The following is a 20463-nucleotide window of genomic DNA, read 5'->3' on the forward strand; positions in this document are numbered from 1 at the left end:
CGGCGATGCGCGGCACCGTCCCCGAGCGGCCCGTCGGCCGGCTGACCGACGCCTGGCGTACCTGCGTGGGCACCGGCCGGTTCGACCTGGCCCTGCGACGCGACTATCAGGACTCGCTGGCGCTGGTGCAGCGGGACATCGGGTTCCGGCACATCCGCGGGCACGGGCTGCTCAGCGACGGCGTCGGCGTGCACCGCCCCTACGACTACCAGGGCGAACGCCGGGTGCGGCACGCCTTCACCTACGTCGACCAGGTCGTCGACGCCTACCTCGCGATGGGCATCCGGCCCTTCGTGGAGCTGGGTTTCATGCCCTCGGCACTCGCCCCCGGCGACCAGACGGTGTTCTGGTGGCGGGGCAACGTGACACCTCCCCGGTCGTACACCGAATGGGGTGACCTGGTCCGCGCCACGGTGGCCCACCTGGTCGACAGGTACGGCCTCGACGAGGTGCGCGGCTGGCCCGTCGAGGTGTGGAACGAGCCCAACCTGACGGCGTTCTGGTCCGGCGCCGACCAGGACGCCTACCACCGCCTGTACGAGGTGTCGGCGCACGCCGTCAAGGACGTCGACGCGGCGCTGCAGGTCGGCGGCCCGGCCCTCTCCCCCGGCGCCGACGAGTGGCTGAAGCCGTTCGCCGAGTTCGTCACCGACCGCGACGTGCCTGTCGACTTCGTCAGCCGGCACGCCTACACCTCCGGCCCGGCCCGGCACCTGCCGTTCGGCACCCGGCAGACCCTCGCCCCGGCCGCGGACCTGCTGGAACAGTTCGCCGCGCCCCGCCGGCACCTGGCCGGCACCGCGCTGGCCGACCTCCCGGTGCACATCACCGAGTTCAACTCCTCCTACCGGCCGGACAACCCGATCCACGACACGGCCTTCCACGCCGCCTACCTCGCCCCGGTGCTGGCCGGCGGCGGGGACCTGGTCGACTCCTTCTCCTACTGGACCTTCAGCGACGTGTTCGAGGAGGAGGGGGTGCCGACCGCGCCGCTGCACGGCGGCTTCGGCCTGCTCACCCACCGGCAGATCAAGAAACCCACCTACCACCTGTACGCGTTCATGGCCCGGCTCGGCGACGAGGTGCTCGCACGCGGACCGGACCACCTCGTCACCCGGCACCCCGACGGCCGGGTCGCGGTGCTGGCCTGGGCCCCTGTCGACGTCACCGGCCGGGAACCGGCACCCGAGCGGCACACCCTGTCGCTGTCGGTTCCGATCGGCCCGCCGGGCACCGTGTCGGCGTTCCTGCTCCGCTCGTCGGTGGGCGAGGACGCCGGCAACGTCTGGGCGGCCTGGCGGGAGATGGGCAGCCCGCACTCGCCACGGCCCCGGCAGCTCGACGCGTTGCGGGAGGCCGCCGAGCCGGCCCGTACCCATCGCGCCCTGCCGGTCGCGGCCGGGCGGGCCGACCTCGACCTCGTCCTCACCCGGCACGAGGTGACAGTCGCCGAGCTGACGCCGGTGGTGGACGAGACCCCGCCGTGGTGGGACGACAGGTTGCTCGACCCGCCCGGGGACCGACGGTGACCGGCGCGACCGGCGGGCTGCGGGAGTTCGGCGACGGGCCGTTGTCGCGGGCCGCCGCGACGGTTCACACCCTGCTCGTGGTGGAACTGCTGCTCCTGGTGAGCACGCTGCCCGGCCTGGCCGTGCTCGTGCTGCTCGACCGCGACAGCAGCAACCTCCCGCTGGTCGCCGCCGCCGCGCTGCCGGTCGGCCCGGCCGTCTCGGCCGCGCTGTACACGCTGCGGCACCAGCGCCCCGACCTGACCGATCTGCGTCCCGCCGCCGCGTTCCGCCGGGCCTACCGGGCCAACCTGCCGGGCGTGCTGCGCGTCTGGGCGCCGACGCTGCTGTGGCTGGCCGTCATCGCTGTCAACCTGGCATACCTGCCCGCCGCCGCCGTCCCCGGCTGGTGGGCCGTGCCGCTCGTCGTGGTCGGGGCGGGGGTGATCCTGGTCGGGGTCAACGCGCTGGTGATCGTCTCCCTGTTCACCTTCCGCACCCGCGACGTGCTCCGGCTCGCCCTCTACTACGTGGCGCGCAAGCCCGGCGTCACAGTCGGCAACGTCGCGCTGCTGGCCGCCGCCGCCGGCGTCACCGCGGTGTTCTCCGAGGCGGTACTCGCCCTGCTCGCCGCGCTCCTGGTGCTGGCACTGCTGCGGATCGGCAACCCCATGATCGACGAGATCCGGGCGGAGTTCACCGCATGAGCGTTCCGGTCACCGGCCGGGCGTCCGCCGACGCCGGCGAGTCCGCCTGGCACGCCGCCTGGCTCCCGCCAGCGGCGTTCCGCGAACTCGGCTCGCGCGGCGTGCTGGTGCACGGCGACGGACCCCTGGTCGGCACCGTCCTCGACGAGGTGAGCCGGGCCTGCGGCCGGTACGGCGGACGGCTCTGGCACGGTCCACCGTGGCAGGTCGACGCCGACCTGGTGCTGGCCCTGCGCGGGGCCGGCCCGGTGCCGAACGCGGCAGCCGAGACGGCCCGGCTCGGCACGACACCGGCGGTGAACGGCACCGGTGACGGCTCCCTCGGCGACGAGGGGTACCTGCTGACGCGGGTGGACGGCGTGACAGTGGTCCTGGCCGACGCGCCGGCCGGCCTGCTGTACGGGATGTTCCACGTGGTCCGGCTCGGCACGGCGGCCTTCGACGACGACCTTCCGGCGCGGCGGCACCGGCCGGCACTGGGCCGGCGGATGCTCGACCACTGGGACAACGTGGCCGTACACCCGGTGTCGGGCCAGGTCGAGCGGGGCTACGCCGGCGGCTCCCTGTTCTGGCGCGACGGCGCCGCCCGGCGGGAGACCGCCCGGCTCCGCGACTACGCCCGGCTCCGCGACTACGCCCGCCTGCTCGCCGCCTGCGGCGTCAACGCGATCTGCGTGAACAACGTCAACGTGCACGACACCGAGGCACTACTGCTGACCGACCGGCTCGGCGACGTCGCGGAGATCGCCGGGGTGCTGCGCCCGTACGGCATCCGGGTGCATCTGGCGGTGACCTTCGCCGCCCCGGTGGTCCTCGGCGGCCTGCCCACCGCCGATCCGCTGGACGAGCGGGTACGGGCCTGGTGGGCCGCCGTCACCCGGCAGGTCTACCGGCGGATCCCCGACTTCGGCGGCTACCTGGTGAAGGCCGACTCCGAGGGTCGGCCCGGCCCGTTCGCGTACGGGCGCGACCACGCCGACGGCGCGAACCTGCTCGCCGAGGCGCTCGCCCCGCACGGCGGCGTGGTGCGCTGGCGGGCGTTCGTCTACGACCACCACCAGGACTGGCGGGACCGGTCGACCGACCGGGCCCGAGCCGCCCACGACCACTTCGCGCCGCTGGACGGACGGTTCGCCGACAACGTGATCCTCCAGGTGAAGTTCGGCCCGATCGACTTCCAGACACGCGAACCGGTGTCCCCGGTGCTCGCCGCGATGCCTGCGACCCGGCTGGCGGTGGAGGTGCAGGCGACGCAGGAGTACACCGGCCAGCAGCGGCACGTCTGCTACCTCGCACCCTGGTGGAGCGAGGTGCTGCGGTTCCGGCCCCGGGGCGAGCCCGGCGGCACGATCGCCGACGTCGCGGCCGGCCGGGCGGGCACCGGCGGCGGCCTGGTCGCCGTGTCCAACGTGGGCGACGACCCGTTCTGGACCGGGCACCCGCTGGCCCAGGCGAACCTGTACGCCTTCGGCCGGCTCGCCTGGGACCCGCTGCTGGATCCCGGCGCGATCCTCGACGAGTGGATCGACCTGACCTGGCTGCCGGTCACCACCGGCGATCCGGAAGCGGTACGGCGGACGATGCACGCGATCATGGACGATTCCTGGCGCACCTACGAGCGCTACACCGCCCCGCTCGGCGTCGGCTTCATGGTGCGGCCCGGCCACCACTACGGCCCGGACGTGGACGGCTACGAGTACACCGCGTGGGGCACCTACCACTTCGCCGACCGCGACGGCGTCGGGGTGGACCGGACCCGGGCGACCGGGACCGGCTTCACCGGCCAGTACCCGCCGCCGTGGTCGGAGGTGTACGAGTCACGCGAGCGCTGCCCCGACGAGCTGCTGCTGTTCTTCCATCACGTTCCCTACCGGCACGTGCTGCACAGTGGCCGTACCGTGATCCAGCACATCTACGACACGCACTTCGCCGGGGTCGAGGAGGTGTCGGCGATGCGGGAACGGTGGCGGCTCCTCGCCGGGGCGGTCGACCCGGCCGTCCACGACCGGGTGGCCGAGCGCCTCGACGAACAGTTCCGCTGCGCCGTGGAGTGGCGGGACCAGATCAACACCTACTTCTTCCGCAAGTCCGGGGTGCCGGACGCGTACGGTCGCCGCATCCACTGAACCGGCGCGCGCTCACCAGGGGTGCACGGTGCCGTCCGCCAGCCGGTTCACCGGCAGGTAGGCCGGCGCGTACGGGTAGCGGGCCGCGGCCTGCTCGTCGATGTCCACCCCGAGCCCCGGAGTCTCGGCCGGATGCAGGTACCCGCCGTCGTAGTGGTAGCCGTGCGGGAACACCTCGTCCGTCGCCTCGGTGTGCCGCATGTACTCCTGCAGGCCGAAGTTGGGGATGGCGAGGTCCAGGTGCAGCGCGGCGGCCATGCAGACCGGGGACAGGTCGGTGGCGCCGTGCGAGCCGCTGCGGACGTGGTGCAGCGCGGCGAGGTCGAAGATGCGTCGCAGGTGGGTGATCCCACCGGCGTGGACCACTGTGGTGCGCACGTAGTCGATGAGCTGTTCCCGGATGAGCTGGGCCGCGTCCCAGATGCTGCTGAAGACCTCGCCGACGGCGATCGGCGTGGTGGTGTGCGAGCGGATGAGCCGGAACCCCTCCTGCAGGTCCGCCGGGACGGGATCCTCCATCCACGTCAACGCGTACGGCTCCAGGCTCTTGCCGAGCCGCGCCGCCTCGATCGGGGTGAGCCGGTGGTGCACGTCGTGCAGCAGCCGGAGGGTGGGCCCGAACTCCTCGCGGACCCGGGCGAACACGCCCGGCACGTGGGCCAGGTACGCCTCCGTCGACCAGGTCGTCTCGGTCGGCAGCGCGGCGTCGGCGGGCCCGTAGAACATCTTGTCGGCGCTGACGCCGTACGTCCGGGGCAGGCCGGGCACACCGCACTGCACCCGCACCGCGCGGTAGCCGAAGTCGACGAAGCGGGCGACCTCGGTCAGCACCTCGTCGATGGTCTCGCCGTTCGCGTGCCCGTACACTGTCACGCCCTCGCGGGACCGGCCGCCGAGCAACTGGTAGACCGGCAGCCCGGCGACCTTGCCCTTGATGTCCCACAGCGCGGTGTCCACGGCGGCGACGGCGCTCATCGTGACCGGCCCGCGCCGCCAGTACGACCCCTGGTAGAGGTACTGCCAGGTGTCCTCGATCCGGGCCGGGTCGCGCCCGATCAGCAGCGGAACGACATGGTCACGCAGGTAGGACGCGGCCGCCAACTCCCGGCCGTTGAGGGTGGCGTCGCCGACGCCGGTGACACCGGCGTCGGTGACGACCTTCAGGGTCACGAAGTTGCGGCCGGGGCAGGTCACGATCACCCGGGCGTCGACGATTCTCGTCCGGTCTCCCCTGCGGTCGGCGCGCCGGTCACCACAGAATTATCCATTGTCGTCGATCTCCCGGGTGCCCCGGCGCCGGCCGGTCAGGCCGGTTCGGGCACGCCCCCGGGCTCCCCGTCGTCGGGCATCGGCTCGACCGGCGCCTCGGGCAGCTCGCCGGGCGTGTCCGGGAGGAGCTCGCCGGGGTCGTCCGGCACGTCCTCACGGGGGTCGATCGGCGGGTACACCTCGGGATCGAGGTCGGGGTTGGTCATCGGCTCAGTATCCGACGCCTCCGCCGGAACCGCGCGCCGGAGCACCCGGCGACGCGTCCGCCGGCCGATCACTCCGGCTGTCACGCCGGCCTTCCGCCGCCGCCGGTCCACGCGCCGTCACGGGGTCTCACCGTCGCCCGCCGAGGGAGTGGACGACCGGTCCGCCGGCTTGCGCAACCACAGCCACACCCCCGCCAGCAGGCACGCCGCACCCCCGATCGCGACCGCTGTCTCGGCCGGTTCGGAGAGATCGTCGAGGAACGGGAAGGTGCGGGTGGCCGCCATCGCCAGCAGCCCGATCAGCAACAGCAGGCCGGCGGCAATCCGCTGAAGAACCATGCGCACCATTGGATCACGGCGGGAGCGACGAGGATCTCCGCGCCCGGGCCCGGTCGGGAACAGGTCCGGATGACGGCCACGGTCACCGCTGAGGCCCGCCGCCGATCCGTGTGCAACTGAATGGAACGTCCTGGTTGGACGAGCGGCGGCCACCACCACCACCGCCCTACTCTCGGCTTCAGGCGGCCTCCTAGGAGATTCGATGTCGACAGACCGGCACACCCAGATACTGAATGTTCTGACCGAGTACGTATCCGTTCGGCTGCTCGGTGTCGAGAACGCCACCGACCTCACGAAGAACACGCCTCTGCTCGAACTCGGCGTGCTGAACTCGATCGAGACGGCCCGGCTGGTGGCGTACATCCGAGAGACGTTCGGCGTGCGGCTCTCGCCAGCCGCCATGACAGCACGCAACTTCCGTGACTTGGAGACCATCGCCGCTCTGGTGGCCGATGTCCCGGTCGCGGCCGGCGTGAGCGAGGAGTCCCGATGAACCAGGAAACCGCCTACGACGTCGGCATCATAGGGGGTGGTCCGGCGGGATCGACGATGGCGTCCTATCTCGCGAAGGCCGGGCTCGATGTCGCGGTGTTCGAGGCGTCCGCGTTCCCCCGCGAGCACGTCGGTGAGTCGCTGGTGCCGGCTACCACGCCGGTGCTGAGGGAGATCGGCGCACTCAAGAAGATCGACAAGGGGGGCTTCCCGCGTAAGTACGGCGCCGCCTGGACCTCTGCCGACTCACGGCCGGCCTCGCCGATGGACTTCCAGGTCAGCTCGCACGGATGGGGCGTGGCCGAGATCAGCTACGAGGAGCGCAAGCAGAAGGGGGTGGAGCAGCCGTACTCGTACCACGTCGACCGCGGCCGGTTCGACCTCATCCTGCTCGAGCACGCCCGCGAGCTCGGCGCCACCGTGCACACCGAGACGCGGGTGAACCGGGTCGACTTCACCGACCCCGACCGGCCGGTGCTGCACGTGACCATGGACGGCGAGAAGCGTCAGGTGCCGGTCCGGATGGTGGTCGACGCCAGCGGGCGGCAGACCCAGCTCGGCAACCAGTTGAAGATCAAGGTACCGGATCCGGTGTTCAACCAGTACGCGATCCACACCTGGTTCGAGGGGCTGGACCGGGAGGCGCTGGCCCGCGACGACAGCCAGTCCGACTTCATCCATGTGCACTTCCTGCCGCTCGAGGACACGTGGGTCTGGCAGATCCCGATCACCGACACCATCACGTCGATCGGAGTGGTCACCCAGAAGGAGCGCTTCAAGGCGGCCAAGGACGACCTCGAGACCTTCTTCTGGGACTCGGTCAGCAGCCGGCCCGATCTGCACAAGCAGCTCCGGCAATGCGAGCGGCTGCGGCCGTTCAAGTCCGAGGGCGACTACAGCTATGCCATGCGTGCCATCGCGGGCGACGGCATGGTGCTCATCGGCGACGCCGCCCGGTTCGTCGACCCGATCTTCTCCAGTGGCGTCAGCGTCGCGATGAACAGCGCCCGGCTCGCCGCGGCGGACATCATCGCCGCCGCCGAAGCCGGCGACTTCCGGCGGCAACGGTTCGATACATACGTGAACACGCTGCGTCGCGGCGTGAACAGCTGGTACGACTTCATCTCCATCTACTACCGGCTCAACATCCTGTTCACCGCATTCATCGACGACCCCCGCTACCGGATGGACGTCATCCGGATGCTGCAGGGCGACGTGTACGACGACGTGGAGCCGCCGGCGCTGGCCGTGATGAGGGAGTTCGTGGCGGCCGTCGAGGCCGACCCGGAGCACCTCTGGCACGGTCGGCTGGGCAACCTCAAAGCGAGCGCCGCCGCCGCGGCGTTGTTCTGAGGCGCGTCATGCTGCTGCCCGATCTGGTCCGGGCTGCAGCCCGGCGCAGCCCGGACGCTCCCGCCGTCCACGACGGAGCGGCCACCGCCACGTACGCGGAACTGGACGCGCTCGCCGACAGCTACGCGCATGCCCTGGCCGGTCTGGGTGTGCGCATCGGGGACCGGGTGGTGCTCTGGACCTCCAAGAGCATCGACACCGTCGCCGTCATGCAGGCGGTGCTCCGGCTCGGGGCGGCCTATGTGCCGGTCGCCCCATCGAACCCCGGCCCGCGGGTGCAGCGCATCGCCGACGGGTGCACCGCGCGGTTGATACTCACCGACGACGACCTGGCCGGGCTGCGCACGCAGCCCGGCCAGAGACCTGACGATGCGACGGCGACGCCGGACGACTGCGCATTCATCCTGTACACCTCTGGCTCCACGGGGGAACCGAAGGGCGTCAGCATCAGCCACCGCAACGTGCTGTCCTTCGTGTGCTGGGCGGCGGAGGAGACCGGCCTGGATTCCGCCGACCGGCTCGCCAACCACGCGCCGTTCAACTTCGACCTGTCGGTGTTCGACCTGTACGGCGCGTTCTACGCCGGCGCCTGCGTCGACCTGGTGCCGGCGGCGTTCGCGTTCGCTCCGGAGACGCTGGCCCGCTTCCTCGTCGAACGCGGGATCACCGTGTGGTATTCGGTGCCCTCAGCCCTTCAGTTGATGATCGCGGACGGCGGGCTGCTCGACGGCGATCCGCCGCCGGCGCTGAGGGTCTGCGTGTTCGCCGGCGAGCCGTTCCCGATCGCCGACGTGCTACGCCTGCGCACGGCCTGGCCCGCGGTTCGGCTGTTCAACTGGTACGGACCCACCGAGACGAACGTGTGCACCTCGTACGAGGTGACCGCCCGTGACCTGAACCGGACCCGGCCGCTGCCGATCGGCGAGGCGTGCAGCGGCGACCGGGTGTGGCTGGACCCGCCTGGCGCCGATGTCGGCGAGATCGTGGTGGACGGCCCCACCGTCATGCTCGGCTACTGGGGCCGGCCCGCGCGGAACGGTCCGTACCGGACCGGCGACCTCGGCCGGATCGGGCCGGACGGCAACCTGGAGTACGTGGGCCGCCGTGACCACATGGTCAAGGTGCGCGGGCACCGGGTCGAGCCGGGCGAGATCGAAGCTGTCCTGGTCTCCCATCCCGCTGTGGCCGCAGCCTCCGTCGTGGTGGTCGGCACCGGGCTGGCCGGCCGCATCCACGCCGCCGTCGTGCCGGCCGGTGAGGCTCGGCCGACCACGCTCGCGCTCAAGGCGCACTGCGCCGCTCACCTGCCGACCTACATGGTGGTGGATGCCGTCCGGCTCGTCGCCGAGCTGCCTCGCACCGCCAACGGCAAGGTGGACCGGGCCGCGGTCACCGCGGACTTCGCGACGGGTCAGTGACTTTCGGCTTCGAGAAACGCCACCAGCCGGTCGATGCCCTCGTCGATCTCCTCGGGCGTCAGGTAGCTCACGGAGAGCCGGAGTGCCCGGCGACCACCGTCGTCCGGGTGGAAGTAGCGCATCGGCGTCCAGATGACGCCGAACTCCTCGGCCGACCGGACGAGCGCCGCGTCGTCGGCCTCGATTCCCACGGCCAGGTTGACGAAGAAGCCGCCGCTCGGCTCGCTCCACCGCACACCGAGCTCCGCCCGGCGCTCCGCCGGCAGCCGCTCGGCCAGCCGGTCGAGCACCCGCCGCATGGCGTCGCCGTAGTGGCCGGCCGTCTTGGCGCTCACCTCCGAGACCCGGCCGCCGGAGGCCAGCAGTGCACCCGCCACCACCGCCTGGCTCAGCGACGAGGTGTTGACCGTGACCATGCTCTTGATCTTCGATAGCTCGCCGGCCAGCAGCCCACTCATGCCGTCGTCACCGACCACCTCCTGATCGGCCACGGCGAAGCCCACACGAGCGCCCGGGAAGAGCGTCTTCGAGTACGAGCCGAGGTGCACCACGCAGCGATGACGGTCCAGGGCCTTGAGCGTGGGAATCGGCTTGCCCGGACTCACCAGTCGGTACGGCGTGTCCTCCAGGATCAGCAGGTCCTCGCGCACGGCCAGGTCCAGCAACGCGGTACGGTCCGACCGGGACAGCGTGGAACCGGACGGGTTGGCGTGGTCGGGCACGAGGTAGAACGCCCGTGGCCGACGCCCGGCGGCACGCTCGGCCCGGATGCTCGCCTCGAGGGCGGCCAGAGAGAACCCGTCGGCGGTCTCCGGCACCGGGCTGAGCGTCACGTCCAGTAGCCGGGCCACCCCGGTGATCCCCACATAGCAGGGACTGGAGACCAGCAACACGTCGCGCGGATCGCGGATCAGCGCGCGGACGACCAGCATCATCGCCTCCTGCGCGCCGACGGTTACCACGATGGACTCGGCCGGCACGTCGATGCCCTCGTCGCCCCGCAGCGAGTCGGCGACGATTGCGCGGATCTGGCCGGCGGTCGGACCGTACTGGTAGACCGCCGTGCGCACCTGCGCCGGTGAGGCACCCTGGTCCTTCAGGTGGTCGAGATAGCGGCGGAGGTGGGCGATCACCTCCTCGGTCTCGAAGAAGCCGTCGTACGGGCGGCCGGGCGCGAACGAGATCGCCGCGGGATAGCGCAGGGTGATCTCGTTGAGGAAGTTCATCGTGTCCAGCACCGGATCGGACAGACTTGCATGTAGCTCGGCTCGGCGCATCTCAGCGCCCGCCCAGCCCGGCGGCGGCCAGGAACTCGCCCCGGGAGCGTGTGTCGTCGCGCAGCACGCCCAGCATCATCGAGGTGATGGTACGCGCGCCGACCGCCTGCACGCCGCGCAGCGTCATGCACAGGTGCTCGGCCTCGATCACCACACCCACCCCGTTGGGTTCCAACTCCCGGCTGAGCCAGTCGGCGATCTGCTTGGTGAGCCGCTCCTGCACCTGGGTGCCGTGGGCGAACATCTCGACCACCCGGGCGAGCTTCGACAGTCCGAGAATCCGGCCGGCAGGCAGGTAACCGACGTGCGCGACGCCGAAGAACGGCAGCAGGTGGTGCTCGCACACCGAACGAATCGGGATGCCACGCGCCATCACGAGCTCGTCGTATCCCTCGTCGTTGTCGAACGTGGTGAGCTTGAACTCGCGGGGGGTCAGCAGGTCGGCGTAGGCCCGGGCCATCCGGGCCGGCGTCTCGTGCAGGTTCTCCGGGCTCAGGTCGACGCCCAGCGCCTCGAGAAAGGCTGCGGCCGCCACGGTCGCGGCCCCGATATCGCTTGTCGGACGTGGCCGCGCGACGTGTTTCGCGGTGATGGTCATGCCTTCTCCTCGATCGTCGGTGGCGGCCGGACGGCCGGCAGGCCGTTCCAGGTGTCGTGGTCGAACTTGCGAAGCCGTTCGTCCTCGTTGGACTCGACGCGGGCCATCGTGTAGCGCAGAAGCGGCGGCGCCATCAGTGAGGTGACGATGGCGACCAGCACGACGATCGTGTACGTCGCGGTGTTCAGCACGCCCAGGCGCAGGCCGGTGAGCGCCACCACCACCTCCACCACACCCCGGGAGTTCATGCCCGCGCCGATCGCCAGCCCCTCCCAACGGTTCAGCCCACTGAGCCGGGCCCCGGCGTACGCGCCGGCGAACTTGCCCACGATGGCGATGGTCAGCACCAGCGCCGCGGCAAGCGCGACCCGCGGCTCGGCCAGCGCGGTCAGGTCCATCCGGAAACCAGCCGTGGCCAGGAAGATCGGCGCAAAGACGCTGAGCACCACGGTGCGCAGCGCCGCGAGTTTCGCCTGGTTCGCCGCGCGGGGCAACCCGACCAGAATGCCGGCCACGAAGGCGCCGAAGACCGGCTCCATACCCAGCGACTGGGTGATGATCGCACCGCAGAAGACGAAGACGACGGCAGCCACGATGCTGGGGCCGGCCTCCGGGCTGCGGTCGGCGAACCGCATGACCCGGCGCACCAGCGGCCGGCCGACGAGCCCTGCGAACACGACGAACGCGATCAGGTAGAAGATCACCTTCGCCACGCTGCCCGCGCTCAGCCCGGCGGTCGCGGCCATCGACACCACCGCCAGCAGGAACCAGGCGACCGCGTCGTCGACGGTGCCGGCGACCAGGGTTAGCTGGCCGACATCGCGGTGCAGCAGACGCATGTCGGAGAGAATCTTGGCGATGACCGGGATGGCGGTCACCGCCATGGCGACACCCATGAAGCCGGCGAAGACCAGTGGCTCGCTCACCTCCGACCCGCTCAGCCAATCGGCCAGCAGGTAGCCGGTGCCGAGGCCGAGGGCCAGCGGCAGCAGCAAGCCCGCCAGGCTGATCCGCACGGCGGTGGCCTTGCGCCGCCGGACCATGGCGACGTCCAGGTGGGTGCCGGTGAGCCCGACCAGCAGCAAGATGCCGATCTGGCCGACCGCGTCGAGTAGATGCATCTGCCCCGTGTCGGCCGGGAAGATCCAGCCGGTCACCCCGGGCAGAAGGTGGCCCAGCAGCGACGGTCCCAGAATGACGCCGGTGAGCAGTTCCCCGGCGATGGCGGGCATGCCCACCCGTTCCGCGAGACGGCCGAGCAGGTGCGCGATCAGCAGCAGCACGGTCACCGCGCTCAGGAAGACCAGGAGCGAATTCCCGCCGAGCGCTCCCGGCGGCGCGGACAACGTCATCTCGTGACTCCTCAGGTCAGCCCCGATTCATTTCCCCGACCACAGCGGCGTCCGCTTTGCCAGGAAAGCCTGGACGCCCTCGGCGGCGTCGGTGCTGTGCCGCCGCCGATCCTCCCAGCGGTAGTCGGCGTCGAAGGCGTCCGGCAGCGGCAGGTCGACCGAGCGAAGCGCGGCCTCCTTGATCGCTCGGACCGACAACGGCGCGCTCGCGACCAGGTCGGCGACCCAGCCCGCCACGCACTCGTCCAACCGCGCGGCCGGCACCACGTCGTTGACCAGTCCGTAGGCGTGGGCGGTCGCGGCGTCGAAGCGCCGGCCGGTGAGCAGGTAACCCATGGCCGCCTTCGCGGGCATCTGCCGGATGAGCCGGAAGACGCCGCCGGCGCCGGGGACGAGCCCGAGGCGTACCTCCGGAAGCGCGAACACCGACCGGTCGGAGGCGATGATCAGGTCGCAGGCGAGGGCGAGCTCGAAACCGCCGCCGAGTGCGTACCCGTCGACTCGCGCGACCACCGGCTTGCTGAACTCGAACCGCTCGGTGAGCCGGGGCCAGCCGGGCCGGCCCCGGCTGCCGAAGGACGAGGCCGGGGCACCCGACGCGGTGAGGCGGGCGCTCTCCTTGAGATCCTGACCGACCGAGAAGGCGCGGTCCCCCGCGCCGGTCAGCACCGCGACCCGGACCTCGTCGTCGGCCTCGATCTCGTCCCAGATCTCGGCCAGTTCCTCGTGCATCCGCAGGTTCATGGCGTTGAGCACCTCGGGCCGGTCCAGCGTGACCCGGGCGATGTGGCCGGCCTTCGCGTAGTCCACAGTCATGCCGGGCGCTCCACGAACCGGCCGGTCTTGGCCAGCACGTCGGGGGCATGGATGCGCAGCGCCTGCTCCAGCGCGAACTCGGCCAGGTAGGTCCGCAGGTCGTCGACAGACTCGTCGGCGACGTTGATCATTCGGCGATTGGCCACGACGGCGTCGCCGGCCAGCCGGGCCAGCGCGCTCTCGACCGCCGCGTCCATCTCACCGGGTGGCACCACCTCGTCCACGAGCACGCCGGCGGCCGGCTCGGTGGCCTCGATCCGGCGGCCGCCGAGAATGACCTGACGAGCCAGCCGAGGGCCACCGATCCGGCCGAGGCGCAGGTTGGCGGCGCCCGGCACGATGCCCTCCCGGGCGGCGGGCAGGCTGAGGTAGGCGTCGGCGGCGGCGAGCACGTGGTCGAAGACCATCAGAAGCTGGCATCCACCGCCGATCGCGAATGTGTCGACCGCGGCGACCCACGGCTTCTGCACCGGCGGCAGCCACCGGTGCAGATCGTCGTCAGCCAGGCCCCGGACGAGCTTGTGCAGGTAGCCCAACTCTCGCCTGAGCAGGAACCCGGTCAGCGAGATGCGGCCGGCACTGATGCTCTTCAGGTTGATCCCGGCGCTGAACACCCGACGGCCCTGATAGCGGGGGTGGCTCATTTCGTCGCCGCGCACCAGCCCGATCCGTACCGCCGGGTCCAGCAGGGCCAAGTCGACGGCGGTCTCCATGTCGTCGACCTGCCGCTCGTCCTCGGCGTTGAGACAATCCTGCCGACACAGGGTCAGCCGCGCCACCCCGTCGCGCCGTTCCAGCCGCACCGCCTCGGTCACCAGCAGCCCGGTGCGGCGGAACTCGGGAAGCAACCGCAGGGCTCGGTCGGTGGGCCGCAGCATCGCGGTCATCAAGTGCCGACCGGACGGCCCCGACCTCAGGATCGCCCGCAGAAAGATGCCCTGGTCGATCTCGTGGCCTTCCTTGTCCGCCTGGACCCGGGATCGCTCCAGCGCCATCTGCGCGGGCGTCGGCACCAGCCCCGGGAACGCGTCGGCGGCGGCCTCGACGAGTTCGTCCAGCCGCAGATGCCTGCTACGACCGGCGGTGATCTCGTCGTAGACCTGATCGGCGTACGCGTCCAGGAAGCGCGCCCGGCAGCGGCGGGCCGCGTCGTGCGCGGCCGCCGCCTCGGCTCGTTGCTGCGTGGTGCGGCAGGTGGGCAGTGGCATGGCCGCGAGGACCCGGTCGACGTGAGCGGCGCCTTCAGCCACGCGCACCGATTCGGCGGCGATGCTCTGCGGCAGGTTGGCCATGCTCATGAGACCGCGACCCGGCGCAGGGCTCGGTCGCAGGCGGCCAGGTGCGCGCCGAGCGCCTCCTCGAAGCTGTGCTCGGTGGCCTCGGCCATCAGTTGCCGCCGGATCGCCAGTTCCTTGCCGGACAGGCCGGCCACCGCGGCTGCGACCTCAGCCAGCGCGTCGTCCGGCCGGTCGACGACGGCGTCGAGCAGGCCGGCCTCGACGGCCGCCCCGGCGTCGACCGGCGTGCCGAGCAGCGCCGCCCGGCGCAGCCGTCCGCCTTGCCGGGCGAGCCGGTACAACGCCATTCCGGGCCAGGTTGCGTCAACGCTCACCGGCACGACGAGGCGGGTGCCCGCGACAGCGATCCGGATATCGGTGGCCAGCAGAAGGTCGAGCGCCGTACCGCCGCAGTCGCCCGCGCTGACAGCCACGGTCACCATGCCGATCCGCTCGATCCGGCGCACGGCACGTTCCCATTTGGTCAGCAGCCCGACGTTGACGTCGCGGGTCCAGCCCGGCTGCGGGGCACCGGAGACGTACACCGTCAACAGGCCCGCGCCGTAGTCGTCCTCGGCCCGTTCGCAGACCGCCAGTACCATCTCGACGACGGCCGGCGAGACCGGCTGACGTCCGTCGACGTGCAGGACGAGATCGCCGACTCCCGCCGCGGTCACCACTGGACCAGCGCCGTCTCGATCGTCGAACCGGGACCCATGGTCATCAGAACTCCGTAGTCGCCGGGGCGGGTGACGCCCTCTTCGACCAGCCGCTCGTAAGAGAACAGGAACGAGCCGCTGGATACGTTGCCGTACTCGCGCAGGACGCCGGTGGTGTGCCGCACGTCGTGCCGGCTCAGCCCCAGGTTGACCACGACCGCGTCGATGACCTTCTTGCCGCCGGAGTGCACCAGCCACTGAGCGATGTCACTGCGGCGCAGGCCGGTGCCGGCGAGCAGGCGGTCGATCGCGGTCTCGGCGTTGGCTCCCACCACATACGGGATCTGCGGGTCGAGGAAGAAACTGAACCGGTTCAGGTCGTTGTCCCAGTCGTAGCGCATCGCGTCGATCGCGTCGGTGATCAGAAAGCTGGCGAACTTCAGGATCTGGGGGCCCGGACGCAGCTCGCCCGGATGGTCGCTGACCACTGCCACGGCTGCCGCGCCATCGCCGAAAAGGCTGTTGACCACCGAGGTACGCATGGTGCCGTCGAGCGCGTACGCCGCGGAGCATGCCTCGGTGCACAGCACCACGCTCAACTCGCCGGGGTGCGCCGCAGCCCAGCCGGCCACCACGTTGAGCGCGTTCAGGCCGGCGTTGCAGCCCATTCCCACGATGTCCGAACGGCTGCAGTGCGGGTCGATGCCGAGTTGCTTGATGAGCAGCGCGCTGAGGCCGGGCGTGAGGAAGCCGGTCGACGTCACGCAGCAGAGATGGCGCAGGTCGGAAAGGGCGGCGCCAGCCCGCTTCAGGCAGGTCTGGAGCGCCTGGCTGCCCATCTCGACAGCGAGGCGGCGGTGTTTCGCCAGCAGCTCGCCCTGCGGCTCGGGACGACGCAGGCCGGTCGCGTCGGGCTCCGGCAACGTGAGGCGGCGCGTGTCGATCGCACTGTTCAGGTAAACCGACCGGACTCGGGGGTCGTCTATCCCGAGTAGGCCCAGCAATTCGGGTTGGGTGACCGTCGTTCCGGTCACCGCCGTACCTACTCCGACAATTCTCGAAATGGCGGACGGCACCGCTATGGATACCGAATCAGCAGGGTCGTCGAGGGTGGCCGTCATCGGTACATCCACCCCCACATCCGGCGCTTGGTACGAATGAGCTCCTTGACTGATGCCGCAGACATCCCGACCTCCGAGGAACGCGAATAACCCTGACCCCGCGACCGTAAGGAGGCACCTCACATACGTCAAACCGCTGTCCAACCCCCATCAGGCGTTGGCGTCCGGGACGGCCCCTTACATTTAATTCGCGACAGATCCTGGTCATCTGCCGTTCCACCGCGCTCACCGTGACGGAGAGACGTTCGGCGATCTGCCTGCTGATGTGGCAGGCCGAGGCGAGCTGCCCCACGCTGGCCCGCGCCGGCGAGAACGGTGCGTCGCCGCCAGGAACGGCTCGGGGTCCGGCCGTCCGTCGAGCCCGAGGAAACGCAGCGTGCTCGCCTCCCGAAGTCCCACTTCATGGTCGGCTCCGAGCACAACCAGGTCTGCCGCGCCGCGAATGAACCGACGCGTGTCAAGAATCAAACTCACTCTCGGCTTCGACCGATCAACCTGAGCGGCGATCGATCACGGATCCCGGACTGTGCAACCGGAGCCCGCACGTCGGTTGAACAGGACGCCTCGGTCCGTCACCGCGGCGCGCGGTCGTGCAACAGGAAACGGCGCAGCTCCCGCCTGGCGCCGCCTCCACCGCGCACGACAGCTTCGACCACGCCCGCTGCGAAGAACAGCGACTGGACCGGCTCGTCAGCCGTTCACCGCGCGCCCGGTGGACCCTGGATCTCGGCGTTCGCGGCGGCGGGCAGTGTATCAACCCGTCGCGCGTTGTCCCGGACCGACCCGGGTGGCGAAACCGGCCCACAGATCGGCGAACTGGCAGGCCAGGTCGGCCACCACGTCGGTGCAGTGTGGCGGCACGTTGTCGACGATGGTGTCCCATTCCTCGGCCCAGCGGGCGTGCAGCGTCAGCAGCCGGAGCAGGTTGCGCCCGGTTTCGGAGTAGCGCAGCGCCGGATCGGCCATCAGCCGCTGAACGAGGGCGGAACGGTCGAGCGCGGGCGCCGGCTCGCCGCCGGAGTGGATGAGATTCAGCGGCCGCGGCTCCCGGCCTCCGTTGGCCGGTGCCGCCGACGCGCCGCCGCGGGGCCGCCGGGTCGGCACCACCTCCGCGCCCTGCAGCAGGCGGTTGCGGACGTCGCGGGCCGTCTCCGGGGATATCGCCGCGGCCTTGGCGACCTGCCGGAGGGACATGTTCGGGTTGTCGGTCATCAACCGGCCGGCCAGCCGACGGCCCGCACTGCTGTCCAGCGGACGCACCCGGCCGTCCTTGCCGATCCGGCTGGCGCCGGGCGCGGTGTCCCCGGCCAACCGTCGGCGGATGTCGCCGACGGTGCCCGGCGAGATGCCGGCCGCGGCGGCGACCCGACGGTTGGACCACTGTGGATAGAGGCCGGCGATGCGCTCCGCAGCGCGTTTGCGATCGGCGAGGGCGAGCGGCAGGCCGTGTGCGACGTTGAGCGAGACCGACAGCACGAACGCCTCGGCCTCGGAACCGTCGAAGAATCGCCCGGTGATGGACGTCTTGCCACGCTGGAGCGCCGCCCGGACGCGGTGAGCACCGTCGATGACGCGCATCGTCGGCCGGTGCACCACAATCGGCGGCAGATCATCCCGCGCGGCCACCATGTTCTCGACATGGTCCGGATACAGGCCGGCGAGCCGGAGGGATCCGTCCAGGCGCAACGCGCTGACATCCATTCGAACCAGGGGTTTACGGCTTAACTCCTCTTCCTCATCTGGCAAAGGAACTCCAAAGATAGGATGTACGCGTCTCGCAGCGGCATCCGGACACGCACGAGAGTCAGGACCGAGCGGCGTGAATCAGGCGGCCGAAGGTAAAGGCACCCTGGGCCGCCAATAGGGAATGTGAACGCGAACACGCCAGACCACGCACTCAGGCAACCATCTTCCCCCGTCACGATCGCGCTGCTGCTGACCACATCGACGCACTGGGCACCAAGCTCCGATCGGCCCGAAAATAACATCGATCAGAGGCGATCGGCAACCCCGCAGGCAGCACTTACACCCATCTCAACCCCTGGTCAGGAACGCCGATTTTGGCGCCGCCCGGGCACCGACCGGCAGAACTGCCGAATTCCGACACAAAGGAACAAGCTACTAGAAGCTGCCGACCCAACGGAATCCCCCAATCCTCTCGGCGTCTTTACCGGTATCAGTCCCATAGGAGACACCGTTCACAGCGGGCATTGTGATACCTCGACCCGATCTTCACCGACCGGATCAGCGGAGTTCGGGTCAGTGTCGTTTTCCTCCAACCCGATGCACGAGTCGTCACTGACACATCCGCAGGGGGCGCACCTGCCGCATACCGGTACAACGTGGTGGCACCGGCGGGCTGCCGCTCGTGGCGGTCTGCCCGCCGCGCGAACGCCTTCCTCAGGCCGGGCGGGTGGTGCGCTGCTCGAGCTCCTCGGCGATCTGAAGCCACTCGTCGGCACAGCAGCGGGCCACGTTGGCGAGGATGTAGGCGCAGTGCGCCGGCACCTTGTGCTCGACCTCGGCCCACTCCTCCGCCCGGATCGCCCGCGAGTGCACCCACCGCAACAGAGTCCGGCCCGACTCGGTGAACCGCAGGGACGGGTCGCTCTGCAGGCCCTGGAGCATGCGCGAGATCGCCTCCCGGACGGCCGGCTTCTCCCGGCGCTGGCGCGCCTGCGGCAGGGGGTCCTCGCCGCGCTCGAGGCGCAGCCGCACGTCGCGCACCGTCGACGGCGAGACGCCCACCTCGCGGGCGATCTCTCGCAACGAGGCATCGGGACGCTGCTTGATGAGGGCGGACGCCCGCAGCCGGCCCACGCTGTTGTCCACCGGACGCACCCGGCCGTCCCTGCCGGTGCGGGCGGTGACCGATTCCACCTCGGCCTGGTCCTGCATACGGCGGCGGATGTTGCCGACGGTCCGAGCGCCGAGGCCGACCGCCTCCGCGATGGCCCGGTCCGACCACGTCGGCTGCGAGGCGATGATGCGTTCGGTCGCCAGCGCACGGTCTCCGATAGACAGCGGCAGGCCGTGGGTCGTGTTGGCGGTCACCGCCAACACGAATGCCTCCTGCTCACTGCCGTCGAAGAAGCGAACCTCGACCCGGTCGTCCCCGCGCAGCTTGGCCGCCCGCAGGCGATGCATACCATCGATGACCCGCATGGTGTCGCGGTGCACCACGATCGGCGGCAGGCGCTCCTCGATGGACGCCAGCATCTCGATGTGGCCGATGTCCTCGCCCGCGCGCCGCGGCGAGTCCCCGGGGTGCAACGCGGTCACCGGCAGCCAATGCGAATCGTCGCTGCCGCTGGCGCGTATCGGTTCCCGCTCCGGTACGACATCGTCGTCGAATGCCGGCGTAACCATCCGAAGCACCGTGTTGTTCATTGTCTCAGCCATGCCAAGCCCCCCCGAAGCAGACTTCAACCCGCTCAGCTCGGTGAAATGGTAAGCACGGCAGACAGGGCCTGCGGCGGTGTCCGACTGTCCAGATCCGAGTGATCACCTCTGTTGATGGAGATGCCTGCGGAAATTGTTTTTGGGAAGCCGGTGAGCAGTCGGACAAAGGGTCGACCGGACGGATGGTGTCCAGTCGCCTTTTGGTCGTAACTTGCAAGAAATCATACAGCGCTGCTCCAGCAGTCGCCATGCTTGAGGCTGGCTCTCTCCCGCTGGGACATCCGCCGCCGGCGCCGACAGTGCCGCTTGAACGGTGGGATATTACCGTCGACAAGTTGATAGTTGCCGTCGACGAACGACATCACGGCAGTGCGGGCAGCACTCAGCTCGTGAATCGCGCCCGGCAACGCCGTGAGGGACCCGCCCATCGGGGTCTGAGATTTCGTCGCCGGCGGCAGCGGCGCCGGCGACCCTGCTCACGCCAACGGGACCCCTGGACGGCGTCTACCCACCATCCGGATGCTGCGGGACGTCATAGCACGC

Annotated in this window: 18 protein-coding genes; 6 read left to right on the forward strand and 12 right to left on the reverse strand. The window is 70.6% G+C overall.

Annotated elements, in window-relative coordinates; translation table 11 throughout:
• The first annotated feature begins 5 nt into the window (after positions 1-5).
• From SM452_RS26140 to SM452_RS26150, 3 genes are read left to right on the forward strand one after another with little or no spacing between them, the layout of a single operon-like run.
• The gene (locus tag SM452_RS26140; protein WP_463840902.1) at positions 6-1529 is read left to right on the forward strand and encodes a GH39 family glycosyl hydrolase; all 1524 of its coding nucleotides are present in this window, start codon (positions 6-8) and stop codon (positions 1527-1529) included.
• Complete coding sequence (locus SM452_RS26145; RefSeq protein WP_355510788.1) at positions 1526-2215, forward strand: hypothetical protein; 690 nt, start codon at positions 1526-1528, stop codon at positions 2213-2215. The genes SM452_RS26140 and SM452_RS26145 overlap by 4 nt, the downstream gene beginning before the upstream one ends.
• Positions 2212-4341, forward strand: a complete 2130-nt coding sequence (locus SM452_RS26150; protein WP_463840903.1) for an alpha-glucuronidase — start codon at positions 2212-2214, stop codon at positions 4339-4341. The genes SM452_RS26145 and SM452_RS26150 overlap by 4 nt, the downstream gene beginning before the upstream one ends.
• 12 nt (positions 4342-4353) lie before the next feature.
• Here the strand turns inward: SM452_RS26150 and manD are convergent, their stop codons facing one another.
• The 3 genes from manD to SM452_RS26165 form a co-directional block, all read right to left on the reverse strand.
• Positions 4354-5556, reverse strand: coding sequence for a D-mannonate dehydratase ManD (gene manD, locus SM452_RS26155; protein WP_463840915.1), 1203 nt, complete (start codon positions 5554-5556; stop codon positions 4354-4356).
• Positions 5557-5645: 89 nt separating this feature from the next.
• Positions 5646-5816: a hypothetical protein gene (locus SM452_RS26160; protein WP_013287071.1), complete on the reverse strand. Its 171-nt coding sequence runs from the start codon at positions 5814-5816 to the stop codon at positions 5646-5648.
• 117 nt (positions 5817-5933) lie between these two features.
• On the reverse strand, positions 5934-6155 hold the full coding sequence (locus SM452_RS26165) for a hypothetical protein (RefSeq protein WP_355510794.1): 222 nt from the start codon (positions 6153-6155) through the stop codon (positions 5934-5936).
• Positions 6156-6357: 202 nt separating this feature from the next.
• Between SM452_RS26165 and SM452_RS26170 the strand changes: the two genes are divergently transcribed.
• The 3 genes from SM452_RS26170 to SM452_RS26180 are packed head-to-tail and all read left to right on the forward strand — an operon-like array spanning position 6358 to position 9418.
• Positions 6358-6648 carry an acyl carrier protein gene (locus tag SM452_RS26170; RefSeq protein WP_355510797.1) on the forward strand — a complete coding sequence of 97 codons (291 nt, stop codon included), beginning with the start codon at positions 6358-6360 and terminating at the stop codon, positions 6646-6648.
• Positions 6645-8000, forward strand: a complete 1356-nt coding sequence (locus tag SM452_RS26175) for an NAD(P)/FAD-dependent oxidoreductase (protein ID WP_463840904.1) — start codon at positions 6645-6647, stop codon at positions 7998-8000. The genes SM452_RS26170 and SM452_RS26175 overlap by 4 nt, the downstream gene beginning before the upstream one ends.
• 8 nt (positions 8001-8008) lie before the next feature.
• Entirely contained in the window at positions 8009-9418 is a 1410-nt protein-coding gene (locus tag SM452_RS26180) for an AMP-binding protein (RefSeq protein ID WP_355510802.1), read from the forward strand.
• Here the strand turns inward: SM452_RS26180 and SM452_RS26185 are convergent.
• From SM452_RS26185 to SM452_RS26225, 9 genes are all read right to left on the reverse strand, one after another.
• Positions 9412-10695, reverse strand: coding sequence for an aminotransferase-like domain-containing protein (locus tag SM452_RS26185; protein WP_463840905.1), 1284 nt, complete (start codon positions 10693-10695; stop codon positions 9412-9414). The two genes, SM452_RS26180 and SM452_RS26185, sit on opposite strands and share 7 nt — an antisense overlap.
• Before the next feature lies 1 nt (position 10696).
• Entirely contained in the window at positions 10697-11293 is a 597-nt protein-coding gene (folE, locus tag SM452_RS26190) for a GTP cyclohydrolase I FolE (RefSeq protein WP_463840906.1), read from the reverse strand.
• On the reverse strand, positions 11290-12645 hold the full coding sequence (locus tag SM452_RS26195; protein ID WP_463840907.1) for a cation:proton antiporter: 1356 nt from the start codon (positions 12643-12645) through the stop codon (positions 11290-11292). Before SM452_RS26195 ends, folE begins: the two co-directional genes overlap by 4 nt.
• Before the next feature lie 27 nt (positions 12646-12672).
• Entirely contained in the window at positions 12673-13461 is a 789-nt protein-coding gene (gene dpgD, locus SM452_RS26200; RefSeq protein ID WP_463840908.1) for an enoyl-CoA-hydratase DpgD, read from the reverse strand.
• Positions 13458-14759 carry a (3,5-dihydroxyphenyl)acetyl-CoA 1,2-dioxygenase DpgC gene (gene dpgC, locus SM452_RS26205; RefSeq protein WP_463840909.1) on the reverse strand — a complete coding sequence of 434 codons (1302 nt, stop codon included), beginning with the start codon at positions 14757-14759 and terminating at the stop codon, positions 13458-13460. The genes dpgD and dpgC overlap by 4 nt, the downstream gene beginning before the upstream one ends.
• Positions 14756-15415: an enoyl-CoA-hydratase DpgB gene (gene dpgB / locus SM452_RS26210; RefSeq protein WP_463840910.1), complete on the reverse strand. Its 660-nt coding sequence runs from the start codon at positions 15413-15415 to the stop codon at positions 14756-14758. The genes dpgC and dpgB overlap by 4 nt, the downstream gene beginning before the upstream one ends.
• Complete coding sequence (gene dpgA, locus SM452_RS26215; protein WP_355510823.1) at positions 15412-16518, reverse strand: 3,5-dihydroxyphenylacetyl-CoA synthase DpgA; 1107 nt, start codon at positions 16516-16518, stop codon at positions 15412-15414. Before dpgA ends, dpgB begins: the two co-directional genes overlap by 4 nt.
• Before the next feature lie 753 nt (positions 16519-17271).
• A complete protein-coding gene (locus SM452_RS26220; RefSeq protein WP_355510826.1) occupies positions 17272-18219 on the reverse strand; it encodes a ParB/RepB/Spo0J family partition protein in 948 nt (315 codons plus the stop codon).
• 699 nt (positions 18220-18918) lie between these two features.
• Positions 18919-19908: a ParB/RepB/Spo0J family partition protein gene (locus tag SM452_RS26225; RefSeq protein ID WP_355510829.1), complete on the reverse strand. Its 990-nt coding sequence runs from the start codon at positions 19906-19908 to the stop codon at positions 18919-18921.
• Between the last annotated feature and the right edge of the window lie 555 nt (positions 19909-20463).

The organism is Micromonospora sp. SYSU B005, from assembly GCF_055362685.1.